Below are 15,979 nucleotides of genomic sequence, written 5' to 3'. Positions count from 1 at the left end.
CCTAGGCGTCCTTCGCGGCGAGGTCGCGCGAGGTGACGATACGGTCGATCAGGCCGTAGTCGAGGGCCTCGGCAGCGGTCAGGTAGTTGTCGCGCTCGGTGTCGGCCTGGACCTTCTCGATAGGCTGGCCCGAGGCGTCGGACAGGATCTGGTTGAGCTCGCGACGGGTCTTCTTGATCTCCTCGGCCACAATCTCAATCTCGGTCTGCTGGCCCTGGGCACCGCCGCTGGGCTGGTGAATCATGACCTTGGAGTGCGGCAGGCAGAAGCGCTTGCCCTTGGCGCCGGCCGAAAGCAGCACGGCGGCCATGGACGCGGCCATGCCGACGCAGATGGTGGAGACCTGCGGCTTAATAAAGTTCATGGTGTCCAGAATCGCCAGGCCGGAGTAGACCTCGCCGCCGGGCGAATTGATGTAGAGCGAAATATCCTTCTCGGCATCCTGGCTCTCAAGATGCAGCAGCTGGGCAACGACCAGGTTGGCGCTGACGGAGTTGATCTCCTCGCCCAAGAAGATGATACGGTCGTTGAGCAGGCGCGAATAGATATCGTAGCTGCGCTCGCCGCGCGGCGTCTGCTCGATAACGTATGGCACGAGGGCGGAATCGAACTTGGCGATCATACGCATCTCCATTTCTCTCTTGCGGACCAAATTGGTTCTAGATAAACGTACGGTGCCCGCATGCTATGCATTGGCTGGCACCGTACGAAGCAACCGGATAACCGGTGTATAACTTTACCCCATCACGGGCGCACGCATGCGCTCGCGGGCAAGGTGGCGAGAATTACTCGGCGTCCTTGGCGGTCTCGTCGACCTCGGTCACCTTGGCGTTCTCGACCAGGTGGTCGACGGCCTTGGAGCGACGGATGGACTCGCGGACGGCAGGCATGCGGCCATCGGCGATGAACTCGGCCTTGGAAGCCTCGACGTCCTTGACGCCGGCCTTCTCGAACTCGGCGTTGATGTCGTCCTCGGTGACCTCGATCTTGAGCTCGCGGGCGAGGGCGTCCAGAGCCAGGGACTCACGGGCAACGTCGTTGGCCTGCTTGTGCAGGTCGCCGATGAACTGCTCCATGGTCAGACCGGAAGCGGGCAGCCAGGTGTCCAGGGTCATGCCGCGGGCAGCGAGGTTGGACAGGAAGTTCTGGCCAAGCTCCTCAAAGACGGACTGCTCGTAGTCGGCATCCATCTCGTCGAGCTGCAGGCGCTCGGCGAGAGCGGAGACGCAACGGTTCTCCTTCTCGGCCGGGAGGCGGGAAGCCTTGTCCTGCTCGATCTCGATCTTGATGGCGTCGCGCATGGCCTCGATGCTGTCGAAGCCAAAGTCGGACTTGACGAGCTCGTCGGTGAGCTCGGGGGTGTTGCGGACCTTGATGCCCTTGACGGTGACCTCGACGGTGTGGGTCTCGGCCTCCTCGCCCTCCTCGACCTCGTCGGTCCAGGTGACGGTCTTGACATCGTCAACGTTAGCGCCGATCAGGGCCTCGTTGAACTCCTTGGGGTTGCTGTCGCTACCGGCGATGAGCATGCGGCCCTCGGCGGCGAAGTTGTCGGCGTTCTCAACGGCCTTGAGGTCGACGGTCACATAGTCGTCTGCCTCAACGGCGCGACCCTCGACGTCCTCGAAGGTGGCGCGGTAGTTGAGGAGCATCTCGACCTGGTTGTTGATCTCGGACTCGGTGACCTCCGCAGGGGGCATCTCGATCTCGACGGCGTCGAAGGAGGAGAGCTCAGCGGCGGGACGCAGGGAGAACTCGACCGTGTAGGTGTAGTCCTCGTGATCCTTGGCGAGGTCGAGGTCCTTGTAGTCACCATTCTTGGTGGGGACGATGTCCAGCTCGTTGAGGACGGCGGGCTCGTTGGCGGCGATCAGGTCGTTGGTGGCCTGAGCGAGGGTAGCCTCGGCGCCAAGAGCAGAGTCGATGACCGGACGGGGAGCCTTACCGGCGCGGAAGCCCGGGAAGCGGTACTTCTTGGCGGTGTCCTTGTAGGCCTTCTTGATCGCGGCGTCGACGTCGGCGGCCGGGATGGTGACCGTAGCGGTGAGCTTGGCGTCCTTGACGTCAGAAGCGGTGATGTTCAACAGTTCCTCCTCATACTGCCCAGCTTATCTGAGGTGCTGGTACCTTTATGCAACAAAGTGTCGCGACGGCCAGGGCCGACGCAGGTGCGATGGTGCGGGCGAAAGGACTCGAACCTTCACGGGAATCCCACCAGAACCTAAATCTGGCGCGTCTACCAATTCCGCCACGCCCGCATGAGCGCACAGACTAGGAATGATAGCAGATACGAACGTCAAGCGCACGCACACGTTTTACAGGCTCACGACCTCACCACGAGTGCAAAAGGCGGGGCGAGTTGCCCCGCCCCGCCCATTACGACTGTTCGCTGCCCCGCTACTCCCCCAGCAGGGCTTTCTCGGGCGTGATGGGCAGCGAGCGAACCTGATGTCCGGTGGCGTGTGCCACGGCCGAGGCCACGGCGGCGAGCGGCGTGTTGATGACGACCTCGCCGATCGACTTGGCGCCAAACGGACCCGTCGGCTCGTAGCTCGGCTCAAAGGCCACGCGAATGCTGCCGATATCCAGACGTGTGGGCAGCTTGTAGCTCATAAAGTTGCCGGTACGCAGGCGGCCGCGGTCATCGTGCTCGACGATCTCGTAGAGCGCGTGACCGATGCCCTGGGCAATGCCGCCCTCGGCCTGGACGCGTGCGAGCGCCTCGTTGATCACGGTGCCGCAGTCCACAGCCGCCGCGTAGTCCACCACAGTCACCTTGCCGGTGGCCTTGTCGACCTCGACCTCGGCAATACCGGCCATAAACGGCGGAGGCGAAACGGGCAGGCAGGCAGAGGCATGCGAGGTGAGCGCGTCGCCGCCCGCGATGTTCTTGACGCACAGGTTGGCAAAGTCGCGCAGCGTGAGGTAGCGGTTCTGCTCGCGGGCGGCACGCTCGTCGGACAGACGCACGTACTGGCCATCGAAGACCACATCGGCGGCGTCCACGTCCCACATCTGGGCGGCCTTGGCGCAGATCTTCTCGCGCAGCTCGGTCGCGGCGTTCTTGGCGGCCAGGCCCGTCACGTACGTACCCGAGCTCGCGTACGAGCCGGCGTCAAACGGCGACACATCGGTGTCCACGCCGCGCACCACGATCATCGAACTCTCCACGCCCAGCTCCTCGGCGGCAATCTGCGCCAGGATCGTGTCGACGCCCATGCCGTTATCGGTGGCGCCGGTGCCGATGGTAATGAAGCCGTCCTCCTCCAGACGCATGTCGATGCCGGCAATGTCCACGTTGGAGATGCCCGAGCCCTGCATGGTGAGCGCGCAGCCCAGAGCGCGCACGCGGTCGCCCAGGTCCACAGCCAGCGGCTTGTCGCGCCAACCGATCATGTCCATCGCACGCAGCAGGCAGCGGTCGAGCGCGCAGGCGTTGAGCTTCTCGTTGTAGTACTGCGGCATGATTTCGCCCTCGCGCACAATGTTCTTAAGGCGCAGGTCGGCGGGGTCCATGTGCAGCATGTCGGCGAGCTCGTTGACGGCACTCTCCACGGCAAACTGGCCCTGGGTGGCACCGTAGCCACGATACGCGCCGCCGCGGTTGGTATTGGTGTAGACGGCGTCCCAGCTAAAGCGGCTCGCCTTCACATGGTTGTAGATAGGCAGGCTCTTGTGGCCCGAAAGGCCGATCGTCGTGGTAGCGTGCTCGCCGTACGCGCCGGCGTTGGACAGCGTGTGCAGATCGATGGCCGTGATGGTGCCGTCGTTCATGGCGCCCAGCTTAACGGTCATCTGCATCTGATGGCGCGAATTGCCCGCGGTGATGGTCTCCTCGCGGGTGTAGCAGCAGTAGCTCGGACGGCCGGTCTGCTGGGTAACGAACGCCACGAAGATCTCGCAGCAGCCCGTCTGCTTGGAGCCAAAGCCGCCGCCGATGCGCGGCTTAATGACCTGCACCTGCGACTGCGGAATATCGAGCGACTGCGCGACCATGCGGCGCACGTGGAAGGGCACCTGCGTCGAGGTGGTCACCGAGATGCGGCCGAAGGCGTCGGTCGTCGCGAAGGCACGGAAGGTCTCCATGGGCGCGGTCTGGGTGGCCTGGCTGGTGTAGGTGCGGGTGAAGACGATGTCGCTCTGGGCGAAGGCCTCGTCCAAATCGCCAAAGTCGCTGGTACCGCTGCACACCAGGTTGCGCGAGACATCCCCGCCCTGCGGGAACATAAAGGTCACGTCGCCCTCGGGGTGAACCACGATGTCGTTATCGAGTGCCTGGGTAAAGTCGAGCAGCGGCTCGAGCACCTCGTAGTCGACCTTGATGAGCTTGAGCGCCCTGTCGGCGGCCTCCTCGGTCTCGGCGGCGACGATCGCCACCTCCTCGTTTTGGTAGCGCACGAGGTTCTCGAGGATCAGGCGGTCGTAGGGCGAAGGCTGTGGGTAGCTCTGGCCGGCGATGGTAAAGCGGCGCTTGGGCACGTCCTCGTAAGTGTAGACGCCCACCACGCCGGGCACCTTCAGGGCGCGCGACGTATCGATGGAGCGGATCTTGGCGCGGGCATACGGGCTGCGCTTGAGCTTGACGATCAGGGCGCCGGCGGGCACCAGGTCGCCCGTGTAGACGGGACGCCCCTCGAGCAGCGCCTTCGAGTCCTTCTTGGGCAGCTTGTGGGTAATCTGCTTGTAGGTGACGCCGTCGCAGCTGGTATCGTTGACCGGCAGTTCGGGCATCTCAAAGCCCACCCGCACGCCGGACTCGTTAAGGAAGCGGACGATGGCGCGCAGCTGGCTCTCGTAGCCGCTGCAACGGCAGAGGTTGCCGGCGAGCTGGCGCGAGAGCTCCTCGCGAGTGGCGACGAGGCTCGGGTCCTCCTTGGCGGCGCGGGCAAGCGCCAGCACGTTCATGATAAGGCCGGGGGCGCAAAAACCGCACTGCTCGGCGCCTTCGGCAGCCATCGCACGGGCCAGTGCCTCGGACTCGGCCTTGAGGCCCTCGAGCGTGGTGATGGAGCGGCCCTCAACACGGGCGGCGGGAACCGAGCAGCTCAGCACCGGGTCGCCATCGAGCCACACCGTGCACAGACCGCAGTTGGTGGTTTCGCAGGCACAGCGCACCGACGCGCAACCCTGCTCACGCAAAAGCGAAAAGAGCATGGTATCGGGGGCAATCTGAACCTTGACCTTGCGACCGTTGAGCGTAAAGGAAAGATCGATGAGTTTGGCAGCCATTAGCGCACCTCGCTAGAATCGACGCCGGGCACGCGGCGGCAGGAATACTCGTCCGTGGCGAACTTAGGGATCTGCACGGTCTCGAGCTCGCGGGCAAGCGCGGCCGAAAGCTCGATGCCGGCAGCGCGACGCACGGCCTGAATCGCCAGCGGGGCCGAGATGCGGCGGCGGTAGTCGGCCGAGCCCCACAGGTTGGTGCCGTAGCTCAGCGCGCGCACTGATGCGGCCAGGGCGCGCAGCTCGTCCTCGGAAGGCTGCTCGCCGGAAAGGCCACACGCCTCGCCCTGCAGCAAGGTCGCGCGCAGCGGACGGGCACCCACGGTGACATGCCAGCTGTTGTCCCACCAGGCAGCGGTGACGTTTAAGGAGGGGAAATCGGTCGCGGCCTTGCGCACGGCCTCGTAGCTCGCGCGGTAATCGTGCTTGACGACCACGACATGCTCGATCACGTCGCGCACATAGCCCATGTCCACGAACTCCGCGAGCGGCACGCGGCCGGCGCCCGTCAGCTCAACATAGGAATCGAGCGCGAGAAAGGCGGAGAGAACGTCCGAGAAGCCAAAGCGGCCGTAGATGCTTCCGCCAACCGTGGCGGTATTGCGCAGCTGCACGCCCACGATATCGTGGACGGCAAACTCAAAGACATGGTTGACAAGCGCGTTGAGCCCGGCATGACGCTCGAGCTGGCGCAGGGTACACATGGCACCGATGCGAAACTCGGTCTCGGTCTCCTCGATCTGATCGAGTCCGCAGGCCGAAAGGTCAATCGCCGTCGCCACACGACGCGAACCCAGGCGCATCCAGATGCCGCCGCCCACAATCTTGTTGTTGCGGTTCTTCTGTAAGAGCTCATAGGCTTCGGCCGCGTTTCCAACACGGACGTAGGTACCGAACTTGAGCACGTTCTCCCCCATCTCTTCACTTGTCCAGTACCTTTAAGTGTACCAAACGAGGGGCCGCACACCGTTTTAGGACAAAATCCACCCACCCATCCATAACTTGCGGTGATATACAGACTGATTAGCCGTTCTGGAACGCAAAACAGTCCGTATTTCACCGCAAGTTATGAGGAGTCCTCCGGGATAGAAAAGGCTCCCAGCCGGAATGGCTGGGAGCCTCATCACATGCTATGTCGAGCGAAGATTTAGCAGACGCCCTGGGCGAGCATAGCGTCGGCGACCTTCAGGAAGCCGGCGATGTTGGCGCCCATGACGAAGTTGCCCTCCTGGCCGTACTCCTTGGCGGTGTCGTCCACGTTGTGGAACATGCCACGCATGAGCTGCTCGAGCTTGCCGTCGACCTCCTCGAAGGTCCAGGACAGGTGCTCGGCGTTCTGGCTCATCTCCAGGCCGGACACGAGAACACCGCCGGCGTTGGCAGCCTTACCGGGCATAAAGGCGACGCCGTTCTCCTGGAAGTAGGTCGTGGCCTCGATGGTCGTGGGCATGTTTGCGCCCTCGCCGACCACCTTGCAGCCGTTGGCGACGAGTGCCTGGGCGTCCTCGAGCAGCAGCGTGTTCTCACGAGCACAGGGCAGCGCGATGTCGCAAGGCAGCCGCCACACGCCACGGCCGTCACCCTCGTGCCACGTGGCATTGGGTTTCTCGTCGACGTACATAGCGAGCGTGACGCCCTTGTCGTGGCCGGAGCGCTTCTTGTTGTAGACATGCTCGAGCACGGTGTAGTCGATGCCGTCGGGATCCTCGACCCAGCCGTGGGTATCGGAGCAGGCGAGCACCTTGCCGCCGAGCTGGGCGACCTTCTGGACGGCGTAGATGGCGACGTTACCGGAACCGTGAACGACGACGTTCTTGCCCTCGAAGGAGTCACCGCGGCTCTTGAGGTACTCGTCCACAAAGTAGACCAGGCCGTAGCCGGTGGCCTCGGTACGGGCGAGCGAACCGCCAAAGGAGAGGCCCTTGCCAGTGAGGACGCCGGTCCACTCGTTGGTCAGGCGCTTGTACTGACCGAACAGGTAGGCAACCTCGCGGCCGCCAACGCCCAGGTCGCCGGCGGGAACGTCGGTGTTGGGGCCAATGTGGCGATAGAGCTCGGTCATGAAGGACTGGCAGAAGTGCATGATCTCGTTGTTGGACTTGCCCTTGGGGTCAAAGTCGGAACCGCCCTTGCCGCCGCCCATGGGAAGGGTGGTCAGGCTGTTCTTGAGGATCTGCTCCAGGCCCAGGAACTTGAGCATGCCCAGGGTGACCGTCGGGTTAAAGCGCAGGCCGCCCTTGTAGGGTCCAATGGCAGAGTTGAACTCGACACGGTAACCGCGATTGACCTGAACCTTGCCCTGGTCGTCGACCCAGGGAACACGGAACATGACGATACGCTCGGGCTCGACGAGGCGCTCCAGCAGGGCGGCCTCCTCGTACTCGGGGTGGGCGTCGAGCGCCGGCTGGATGGTGCCGAGGATCTCGGTCGCGGCCTGGATGAACTCAGGCTGCTCGGGATAGCGGGCCTTGAGCTCTTCGAGAACTTTCTGCGTGTAGCTCATGCTTCCTCCAATGATGGGAAACGAAAAATGTTGGTCGCGGCACCCTATGCGCCGTGAACTTTATCGAGTATGGATAATATCGCACTGTTGCAGCAAAGTTTCGCATAAGCCGACGGGCAGATGTTTCGTTTTGATTACGATGCAGGTAGAAGCGTTTTTGAGAGCCTGACGTGCAAAACCCGTGTTTCAAACCTGTTTCGTCCACGTGTTCCAAACCACCACATTGGGGACAGGCACCTTTGTGGTGATGTTGGCGGTTAGAGGACGAGCTGATGGTAGTCGGCGGGGGTTATGCGGCCTTCGGTGGCAGCGCGGAAGGCGGCGAGTGCATCGCCCGAGAACGGCATGGCCCAGCACAGCCCGCAGCCGGCGGTGATGGAGCCGGGCAGCGGCATGATGCGCCCGGGCACACCGGCGGCAAGGCACAGCTGCTCGCATTCCATCACATCGAAGGTGCTGTCAAACGACACGATAATCTTGCGCTCGTGGTCGAGGGCATCACCGGACGGGCCTTCGAGGTGTGCCTCGCGATACGCCGCGGCGGCCGCCTCCTCTTCCGTGGTATGTCCACAGCCACCGCAACCGCAGGTACAGTGTTCGGACCCGTCGCAAGTGCAAGGCTCTCCCGTGTCGGGACAAATATCGTGAGACATGGCAACTCCAATCGTCTAGGCGAGTAACTCGGCCGCCGAAAACTCCTCGGGCGTATTGACGTTCTCGAAGCAGAGCGTCGAGCCCGCGACCTTAACGATCTGCGGTTCATCCATATAACCAGCCTGAACGCGATTGATCAGGCAGCGAATGCGCTGGCGGTCGCAGGCGAGCAGCTCATGGGCGGCCGGCGCACACGCGTCACGACGCCAGACGGCGCAAAGCGGCTCAATCCCCCGCTCCTCGCACGGCACGCACACGTCGAGCGCCTCGGCCTCAACACGATCGGCGAGCGCGCCGATGAGTTCCGGCGAGACAAACGGCATATCGCAGGCGACGATCGCCACGAACGGCAATCGCGCCGCGGCCAACGAGCTCGCGATGCCGCGCATGGCACCCGCCGGCCCCTCAAGGTCCGACACTATTCGCGGCACCAGACCGCCAAACGTGCGCTCCTCAAGATAGGCAAGCTCGCTGGGGCGCGAAGTCGTCACGACCAACTCGCCGGCAACTGTCGCCAGCCGACCCAGCACGCGCTCGATGAGCGGTTCGCCGCAAAACGTCATGCGCGCCTTATCGCGGCCCATGCGTGAGGACAGCCCGCCCGCTTGGACGACGCAAGAAAGATCGACCCGTCTTACGGTAGTCATACGGCAAAACACCTCCATCGGCATGCTCGAAACCCGATGCACGAAGCTAAATACAGCCGCCGAAATAGCGGCGCTACGAAAAGCTCGTGCAAAAACAAAACAGCGCCTTTGCGGCACGCAGCAAGACCGCGAGCACAAAAGCGCTGGTAGCGTATGGCGGGAACGTATGTGAATCGAACACATCCAAGACGTTTTGCACGCCTCGCAACGGTTTTGAGGACCGCGGAGCCCACCGGAGCCCATCCGTTCCCAAGTGCGGAGGTATTTTACCAAACCGAGCAGGCCCCATCCCAAAAAGACAAGCAAGAAGTTGCGGTGGAATAGTTCCGGGAAGAGGCATCTAAACCGGAAAACAGGAACTATTTCACCGCAACTGATAAGGGTAGGCTAGCGTAGGGACCTCAGGCCACCGGCATCCTTGTCGAGCACCGTAAAGCGCACGGCATCTAGGTGCTCCAAGATGCTGATGGCACGTTTGCGCGACACACCCAGGGCCTCGCGCAGCACGCTCGTGGTCGCAGCGCCACCGGCTGTCTCAATGGCAGCGGCAACAAGCTCGCGCGCATGGGCCTCGGCGGCAGCGGACAGGGCAACGTCGCGCTCGACCTTAACGATCGAGCGGTTGAGCGAAAGCTCGCGCAGGGCACGCGTCATGGTGTCGCGGCCGAGCTGCAGCTGTTCGCCCACCTCGGGAAGCGCCGGTGCATCCAGGCCGGCCTCGTCAAGTAGCGCGACGATCCGCTCGCAAGCCTCTCGCACCACGCGTGCCGCCGCGGCGGCCGAATGCGGATCGAATACCTCGGCGCCCACGGCGGCGCACACGCCGCGCGAGCAGCCCTCGGCAATCAGAGCCGAGGCAACGCCTTCATCAGCGGCAGGCCACGCAGCATGGGCAACGGCGCCGGGCGTAAAGCCCGTCTCCTTGGGAGCCGCCGCGTGCATGGCTGACAGGGTCGCCGCAAGGGCATCCATCGCTGCGTCGAGCGCGGAAGAATCTGCATACAGCGAGCCATCCGAGCCGGCAAGCTCGCACACAGCACCTCGCGCCACCAACTCGTTCAGCGCGGCATCGACTCCACCGGAAACAAGATCCAGCGCCGCGGCAACGTCGGCAGCCACGACCGGCAACGTCTGCAGCGCCAGCCACGCCTCAACACCAGCGGCGGTATCGCCGGCCTCAAGCGCAACATACAGCGCACGCTCTCCTTCGGTAAGCTCGCGCGAACGACGGCAACGCGAAAGCAGCACACGCCCGCCGCCAATGAGCATGACGGGCGAATACGACAGCACCACAGCATGGTCTCCGGCTCGCAGCGGCAGTGGCTCCTCCAAGCGCACCTGCACTGTACGGGTCTCGCCCACCGCAATGGGGGCCTCACCCTCCAAAAGCATGATGCGGCCGACAACCTCGGCTGTACCCGCCATCACGTGCACACGCGCGCCCGACTCGAGCACGCGCGGCTTGGCACCCTCGCGACCCAGGTAGGTGAACGTCATCATAAAGCGCAACGTCTGACCAAAGCGGTCCGCCACGCCCAGCATCTCGCCACGGTCAAGCGCCGCGACACCGTCACCAACCAGGTTGAGCGCCACGCGTTGCCCAGGCAGCGCGCGCGGCGTATCGCCATGCACCTGAATCCCGCGGACACGGCAGACCGTACGCGACGGCAAAGCCATCAGCTCGTCGCCCACCGCAACCGGCGCATCGTGCAGCGTTCCCGTCACGACGGTGCCGGCGCCCTTGATCGTAAAGCAGCGGTCAATCGGCAGGCGCGGCGCGGCATCGCTTCGCTCGGCACGCTCGCGACAGGTATCCCAGCAGACACCCACCTGCTCGTCGAGCACCGCAAGCAGCCCGTCAATCCCCTCGCCCGTCTTAGACGACACGGGCACAATTGGCGCGCCCGCAAACACAGTACCCGACAAAAAGTCATCGACATCGAGCTCGGCCAGCTCAATCATTTCGCTATCGGCCAGGTCGCACATCGTCAGCGCGACCACCATATGCGTAACGCCCAGCAGCTCCAGCACATGCACGTGCTCGCGGGTCTGCGGCATTACGCCCTCAACGGCAGAGACCACCAGCACGGCCACGTCGATACCCGTGGTACCCTGCACCATGGCGCGCAGGTAATGCGCATGGCCCGGCACGTCGACCAGGCCAACGATCTTGCCACTCGGCAGCGCCAGCTCGCCAAAGCCAAGCTCAACGGTCATGCCGCGGCGGCGCTCAACCTCCAGACGGTCGGGGTTTTTACCCGTCAGCGCCTCGATGAGCGCCGACTTACCGTGGTCGACATGGCCCGCCGTACCCACGATAACGGGACACTCCGCCAGCACTTGAACCTCACTCATCGAGCAATCGCCTTCTCAACGCACGCGACGAGCGTCGATGCCGCCGTCTCGATATCGCGGTCGCCCACGAGCGTGCGTACATCAAACAGAATGCGGTCGTGCGAGGCGCGCGTGACGACCGGCGTATCGAAGTCTTGGACGAGAGAGCGCTTGAGCGCGTCGAGGGACAGGCGCCCGTCGACCGGGCAGACGGCCACGCACATCGTGGGCAGCTCGACGGTAGGCAGCGAGCCGCCGCCAGGAGTCGACGACTCCTCGACGATCTCCACCTGAATGGCGCGCGGGCAACCAGCCTTATCGAGCCCGGCGACCATACGATCGCGCAGCTTACGGGCACGTCGCTCCAAATGGGCCTGCGGCAGCGTAAGCATGCTGAGCACCGGAATATCGCGATGGGCAACATCAGCGCCGTCCATGTAGATACGCAGCGTGGCCTCGAGCGCCGACAGAGCCAGTTTGCCCGGGCGCAGGGCGCGCATAAGCGGATGTGACCCACAGGCCTGGACCAGGTCACGACGGCCCATGATGATGCCCGCCTGTGCTGCACCGAGCAGTTTATCGCCCGAGCACGACACCAGATCGAGCCCCGCCGAAACCGAAGCCGGCGTGGTTTCTTCGCCGCCGCGCACCAAGATATCGTCGGGCAACAGCGCGCCCGAGCCCTGGTCCTCGTAGAACAGCAGGCCATGCTTGTGAGCAAGCGCCGCAAGCTCCCGAGAGCCCACTTCCTCGTGAAAACCCTCGATGCGATAGTTGGAAGGATGGACCTTGAGGATCATTGCCGTATCGGGCGTAATGGCGCGCTCGTAGTCGCTCAAATGCGTGCGGTTGGTGGCCCCGACCTCAACGAGCTTGGCACCCGAGGCCTCCATAACATCGGGGATACGGAAGCTGCCGCCGATCTCGACAAGCTCGCCGCGGCTGACGATGACCTCCTTGCCTGCGGCATGGGTCGCCAGCACCAACAGCACGGCGGCCGCGTTATTATTAACGACCAGCGCATCCTCGGCTCCGGTAAGCGAGCGGATGAGCTGCGCGGCATGCTCTTTGCGCGATCCGCGCGAGCAGGTGTCCACGCTGTACTCGAGCGTGCTGTAGCCGCGCGCGACCTCGGCCACGGCCTTGGCGGCCGACTCCGCAAGCGGGGCGCGGCCCAAGTTGGTATGGATGACCACGCCCGTAGCGTTGACGGCAGGGCGCAGGCTCGGCAGTGCGGAGCGATGCGCACGCCACTCGATCGCCGAGGCCAAGTCACGCTTAGAGCGTGGGGCGGCACCGGCGCGAATGGCTGCGCGCTCCTCGTCGAGCTCGGCCGTGACGGCGGCATGCACCACCGCGTCGCAGGTCTCCCCCGCCGCCTTCACCACCGGCCACTCGGCAAGCAGCTCGTTGACGGAGGGAATGGCGCGCAGGCGGGCGCGCACCTCATCGGACATGTTCTGGCTATCGCTCATGTGCGGCCTTTCAAAAGAAACGTGGATCAGTCGAATACATCAGCTGAGTCAATTACTCGTTATTATCCACGTGCTCCGTGATCTTTTCCACGCGAACGGCGTTTTCCTGAGTGAGCGCGGCGCCCGTCAACGGGTCCCAACGCAACGGCGTATGGTCGAGCGGGCCTACGCCCAAGGCCTGAGCGCCACCGGCATCGGCGCCAAACGAACGGCCACCGGGGGCGGCCGACGTAAAGATGCACGCCGGATGCAGATAGGGCGTCGTCTCCACGCGCACGCGGTCGCGGCCCATGTCGCTCACAAGCTCGGCGGCCTCGCCATCGACGATACCCATGCGAGCGGCGACATCGGCGTTCATCTGCACGGCGTCCAAGTCCGACCCCACCTCGGCGGCACCGGCCGCCGCGAGTCTGCGCGAGGTATGCGACTCAAAGGGCCGGTTACCGCTAATGAGGCGAAACATCCCTGGGCCAGGCTCCACCATGGGCGCGATCCAGTCGGGCACACGACCCATGCCGGCTCGCTCCCATATGTCGCTTGCCAGCGCAATCTTGCCGCCGGCAAGCGGAATCACCGGCTCGCCCGTACGCGACGGCAGCGCAACGCCCGTGTCGGCCCAGCCGCGCTCCTTGAGCTCGTCCAGATCGATCCCAAAAGGCGCCACCTGGGCAGCCGTCAGATCGTCAGACGCAAACTGGAAGTACTCGCCCACACCACACGCCTGCGCCAGACCGGCAAAAATCTCCCGACCGGGACGTGTGTCGTCATGCTGCACAGGCAGCACGGCGTTGCGGTAGAACACGCGCGCATCGTTGGCGCCCACGACCGTACCCACGCCGCGGTCGGCCTCCAGATACGTCACATCGGGCAGCACGAAATCTGACACGCGTGCCGTCTCGGACCATCGAATATCAACGGTCACGAGCAGGTCAAGCTGTTCCAGAATCGATAGCCACGCCTCAGCATTGCCATAGCCCGCACCAGGGTTACTGGCATAGACGATGAGCCCACGCAAATCGCCGGCGAGAATCGACTGACCGATGGTCGTGCACAGGCCGCGCACCGGATCGACCAGTGGATAGCGCGCGGACCCCAGCTTGGGCCCGCGCGGCACCGGCGGCGTCGCAAAACGTGCGGGATCGAGGTCGCCCAACAAAAGCGGCGTGGGCGGGTTGAGCGCACCGCCCGCATGCCCGATACAGCCCAGCAGCGCATCGACCAAGCAGATAGCGCGCGCGGTCTGGGTGCTATTGGCATACGCGATACCGATGCCACCGTGAAAGCCCGCATCCACCACGGCGGCAGGCGCGGCGGCAGCCAGATCGCGCGCCGTGGCGACAATCTCTGCGGCCGGCACATCGCACATCGACTCAGCCCACTCGGGCGTCCAAACAGCAGCAGTCTGCGCCAGCTCGTCAAAACCCGTGGTATAGCGGGCAACGAACTCGTGGTCGTACAGGCCCTCGGCAATGAGCACATGCACAATGCCCAGCAGCAAGGCCAGGTCGCAGCCCGGGCGTACGCGCAGCCAGCGGTCGGCAAGCGCAGCCGAGCCGCTGCGCCGGGGGTCGACCACGATGATCTTCGCCCCGCGCCGGCGCGCATCGTTGAGCGCATCAACGGCCCCCATCGTCGACGAATCGACAATGGAACGCCCCAAATACATGATGCAATCGGTGTGCGCCAGGTCGGAGGCGGGACTATAGCCCAAACTATGCTCCCAGCCAGTGAGACGGCTTACCTCGCAGGCGCCATCGGCACCGTACACGTTGGGCGAGCCCAGCGCATGCATAAAGCGATACGCCCAGTAGCGGTCGAACGAGGGCACGCCGAGCGTCATGCCCAGCGCACGAGGCCCGTGCTCGTCAACAATCCCCAAAAGGCGCTCGGCAATCTGGGCAAACGCCTCGTCCCAGGAAATCGCATCGAACCCCGAGCCATCCTGGCGGCGTCGCATGGGGTGCATGATGCGGTCGCGCTCGTCAAACGGCATTGCCAGGCGATGCCGTCCGCGGGCGCACAGGGCTCGTGCCGTGCACGGATGCCCCGGCACCGGCAACTCGGCCACCACACGCCCATCCTCAACATGGGCCGCAAAGGCGCAATCGGCATAGCATCCCCCGCATGTGGTCACCACGGCGCGACCGTCACGCTCCACAGCAGATGCCATCTCGATTACCCCTTTCATCAGCCAAACACAACAGGCCAACAGCCCGGCAACGAGCCCAGACCCAAAAAGCCTCCCGCACGGCAACGCCCCGCGGGAGGCCAACGTCAAACAGACGGTACCTTACGCCTCGGACTTCTTGGCGTAGACAAACCAGTAGCCGAGCGCGATCAGAACCGCGCCGCCCACGATGTTGCCCAGCGTGGCGGCGGATAGGTTAAACGCAATACCCGCGACGTTGAGCGCATCGGCCCCGGCAACCTTGGCACCATAGCCGCACGCGTGCATCACGGCACCCATGGGCAAAAAGTACATGTTGGCAACGCAGTGCTCAAAACCGCAGGCCACAAAGGCGGCGATGGGCAGCAAAATGCCCACAACCTTATCGACTACGGTCTTGCCCGCAGTGCCAATCCACACGGCCAGGCACACAAAGATGTTGCACAGGATGCCGCGGAAGAAGATCGTCACCCAGTCGACCGTCACCTTGCCGGCGGCGACGCTCACCATGGAGTTGGCGACCGCCTCGCCGTTGAGCTTGTAAATGCCGGCCATGTACACCAAAAAGACGATGAACAGGGCACCGACAAAGTTACCGACCCATACGACGACCCAAGCCTTGAGCGTCTGGACCAGGGTGATCTTTTTGCTCTTGAGTGCGCAGACCATAAGCGAATTGCCAGTAAACAGCTCGGCGCCGCACACCAGCACCAGCACCAGGCCCAGGCAAAAGCACAGGCCGCCCACGACGCGCTGGGCGCCCCAGCCCAGCGTGCTATCGCTCAAGAACACGGTAAAGAACAGGCCGCCGAAGGCAATGAACGCGCCGGCGAACATCGCCAAAACAAAGGCCTTTGCGACCGGCAGGTTAGCCTTGGTCACGCCGGCGGCCTCGGTCTTGGCCTCGATCGCGGCGGGTGCCAGGCAATCAGGAGCGGGGTACTCCACCTTGGAATCTGCCATGTCAATCACT

Annotated in this window: 11 protein-coding genes and 2 tRNA genes; all 13 read right to left on the bottom strand. The window is 64.0% G+C overall.

Going from position 1 to position 15,979, the window contains the following annotated elements; genetic code table 11:
- Nucleotide 1 precedes the first annotated feature (1 nt).
- Entirely contained in the window at nucleotides 2-622 is a 621-nt protein-coding gene (locus tag HMPREF9463_RS07105; protein ID WP_022095182.1) for an ATP-dependent Clp protease proteolytic subunit, read from the bottom strand.
- Between the two features lie 163 nt (nucleotides 623-785).
- Nucleotides 786-2,084: a trigger factor gene (gene tig / locus HMPREF9463_RS07100; protein ID WP_035138054.1), complete on the bottom strand. Its 1,299-nt coding sequence runs from the start codon at nucleotides 2,082-2,084 to the stop codon at nucleotides 786-788.
- Nucleotides 2,085-2,174: 90 nt separating this feature from the next.
- Nucleotides 2,175-2,258, bottom strand: a tRNA-Leu gene (locus HMPREF9463_RS07095).
- A 139-nt stretch (nucleotides 2,259-2,397) separates the two neighbouring features.
- Nucleotides 2,398-5,229: a molybdopterin-dependent oxidoreductase gene (locus HMPREF9463_RS07090; RefSeq protein ID WP_084591828.1), complete on the bottom strand. Its 2,832-nt coding sequence runs from the start codon at nucleotides 5,227-5,229 to the stop codon at nucleotides 2,398-2,400.
- The gene (locus HMPREF9463_RS07085; RefSeq protein WP_198019952.1) at nucleotides 5,229-6,131 is read right to left on the bottom strand and encodes an FAD binding domain-containing protein; all 903 of its coding nucleotides are present in this window, start codon (nucleotides 6,129-6,131) and stop codon (nucleotides 5,229-5,231) included. The genes HMPREF9463_RS07090 and HMPREF9463_RS07085 overlap by 1 nt, the downstream gene beginning before the upstream one ends.
- Before the next feature lie 242 nt (nucleotides 6,132-6,373).
- The gene (gene gdhA, locus HMPREF9463_RS07080; RefSeq protein ID WP_035138052.1) at nucleotides 6,374-7,729 is read right to left on the bottom strand and encodes an NADP-specific glutamate dehydrogenase; all 1,356 of its coding nucleotides are present in this window, start codon (nucleotides 7,727-7,729) and stop codon (nucleotides 6,374-6,376) included.
- Between the two features lie 257 nt (nucleotides 7,730-7,986).
- Nucleotides 7,987-8,382 (bottom strand): putative Se/S carrier protein, encoded by a 396-nt coding sequence (locus HMPREF9463_RS10485; protein ID WP_052044139.1) that lies wholly within the window; start codon nucleotides 8,380-8,382, stop codon nucleotides 7,987-7,989.
- Between the two features lie 15 nt (nucleotides 8,383-8,397).
- On the bottom strand, nucleotides 8,398-9,030 hold the full coding sequence (locus HMPREF9463_RS07070) for a molybdenum cofactor guanylyltransferase (protein ID WP_198019951.1): 633 nt from the start codon (nucleotides 9,028-9,030) through the stop codon (nucleotides 8,398-8,400).
- Between the two features lie 154 nt (nucleotides 9,031-9,184).
- Nucleotides 9,185-9,281, bottom strand: a tRNA-Sec gene (locus HMPREF9463_RS10930).
- Between the two features lie 136 nt (nucleotides 9,282-9,417).
- Nucleotides 9,418-11,385 carry a selenocysteine-specific translation elongation factor gene (gene selB / locus HMPREF9463_RS07065; protein WP_052044137.1) on the bottom strand — a complete coding sequence of 656 codons (1,968 nt, stop codon included), beginning with the start codon at nucleotides 11,383-11,385 and terminating at the stop codon, nucleotides 9,418-9,420.
- The gene (selA, locus tag HMPREF9463_RS07060) at nucleotides 11,382-12,839 is read right to left on the bottom strand and encodes an L-seryl-tRNA(Sec) selenium transferase (protein ID WP_052044136.1); all 1,458 of its coding nucleotides are present in this window, start codon (nucleotides 12,837-12,839) and stop codon (nucleotides 11,382-11,384) included. The genes selB and selA overlap by 4 nt, the downstream gene beginning before the upstream one ends.
- A gap of 52 nt (nucleotides 12,840-12,891) precedes the next feature.
- Nucleotides 12,892-15,009, bottom strand: a complete 2,118-nt coding sequence (locus HMPREF9463_RS07055; RefSeq protein WP_052044135.1) for a molybdopterin-containing oxidoreductase family protein — start codon at nucleotides 15,007-15,009, stop codon at nucleotides 12,892-12,894.
- A 120-nt stretch (nucleotides 15,010-15,129) separates the two neighbouring features.
- Nucleotides 15,130-15,969, bottom strand: coding sequence for a formate/nitrite transporter family protein (locus HMPREF9463_RS07050; protein WP_035138049.1), 840 nt, complete (start codon nucleotides 15,967-15,969; stop codon nucleotides 15,130-15,132).
- Between the last annotated feature and the right edge of the window lie 10 nt (nucleotides 15,970-15,979).

It is taken from the genome of Collinsella sp. 4_8_47FAA (assembly GCF_000763055.1).
Lineage (GTDB): Bacteria > Actinomycetota > Coriobacteriia > Coriobacteriales > Coriobacteriaceae > Collinsella.
The sequence above is the reverse complement of the archived record's forward strand: the minus strand, read 5'-3'. Positions and strand labels throughout refer to the sequence as shown.

Bases quoted from the DNA above. Each gene is read 5' to 3' on its own strand.
- selA (WP_052044136.1), bottom strand. From the start codon at position 12,839: ATGAGCGATAGCCAGAACATGTCCGATGAGGTGCGCGCCCGCCTGCGC.
- HMPREF9463_RS07055 (WP_052044135.1), bottom strand. From the start codon at position 15,009: ATGGCATCTGCTGTGGAGCGTGACGGTCGCGCCGTGGTGACCACATGC.
- selB (WP_052044137.1), bottom strand. From the start codon at position 11,385: ATGAGTGAGGTTCAAGTGCTGGCGGAGTGTCCCGTTATCGTGGGTACG.
- HMPREF9463_RS07090 (WP_084591828.1), bottom strand. From the start codon at position 5,229: ATGGCTGCCAAACTCATCGATCTTTCCTTTACGCTCAACGGTCGCAAG.
- gdhA (WP_035138052.1), bottom strand. From the start codon at position 7,729: ATGAGCTACACGCAGAAAGTTCTCGAAGAGCTCAAGGCCCGCTATCCC.
- HMPREF9463_RS07105 (WP_022095182.1), bottom strand. From the start codon at position 622: ATGATCGCCAAGTTCGATTCCGCCCTCGTGCCATACGTTATCGAGCAG.
- HMPREF9463_RS07070 (WP_198019951.1), bottom strand. From the start codon at position 9,030: ATGACTACCGTAAGACGGGTCGATCTTTCTTGCGTCGTCCAAGCGGGC.
- HMPREF9463_RS10485 (WP_052044139.1), bottom strand. From the start codon at position 8,382: ATGTCTCACGATATTTGTCCCGACACGGGAGAGCCTTGCACTTGCGAC.
- HMPREF9463_RS07050 (WP_035138049.1), bottom strand. From the start codon at position 15,969: ATGGCAGATTCCAAGGTGGAGTACCCCGCTCCTGATTGCCTGGCACCC.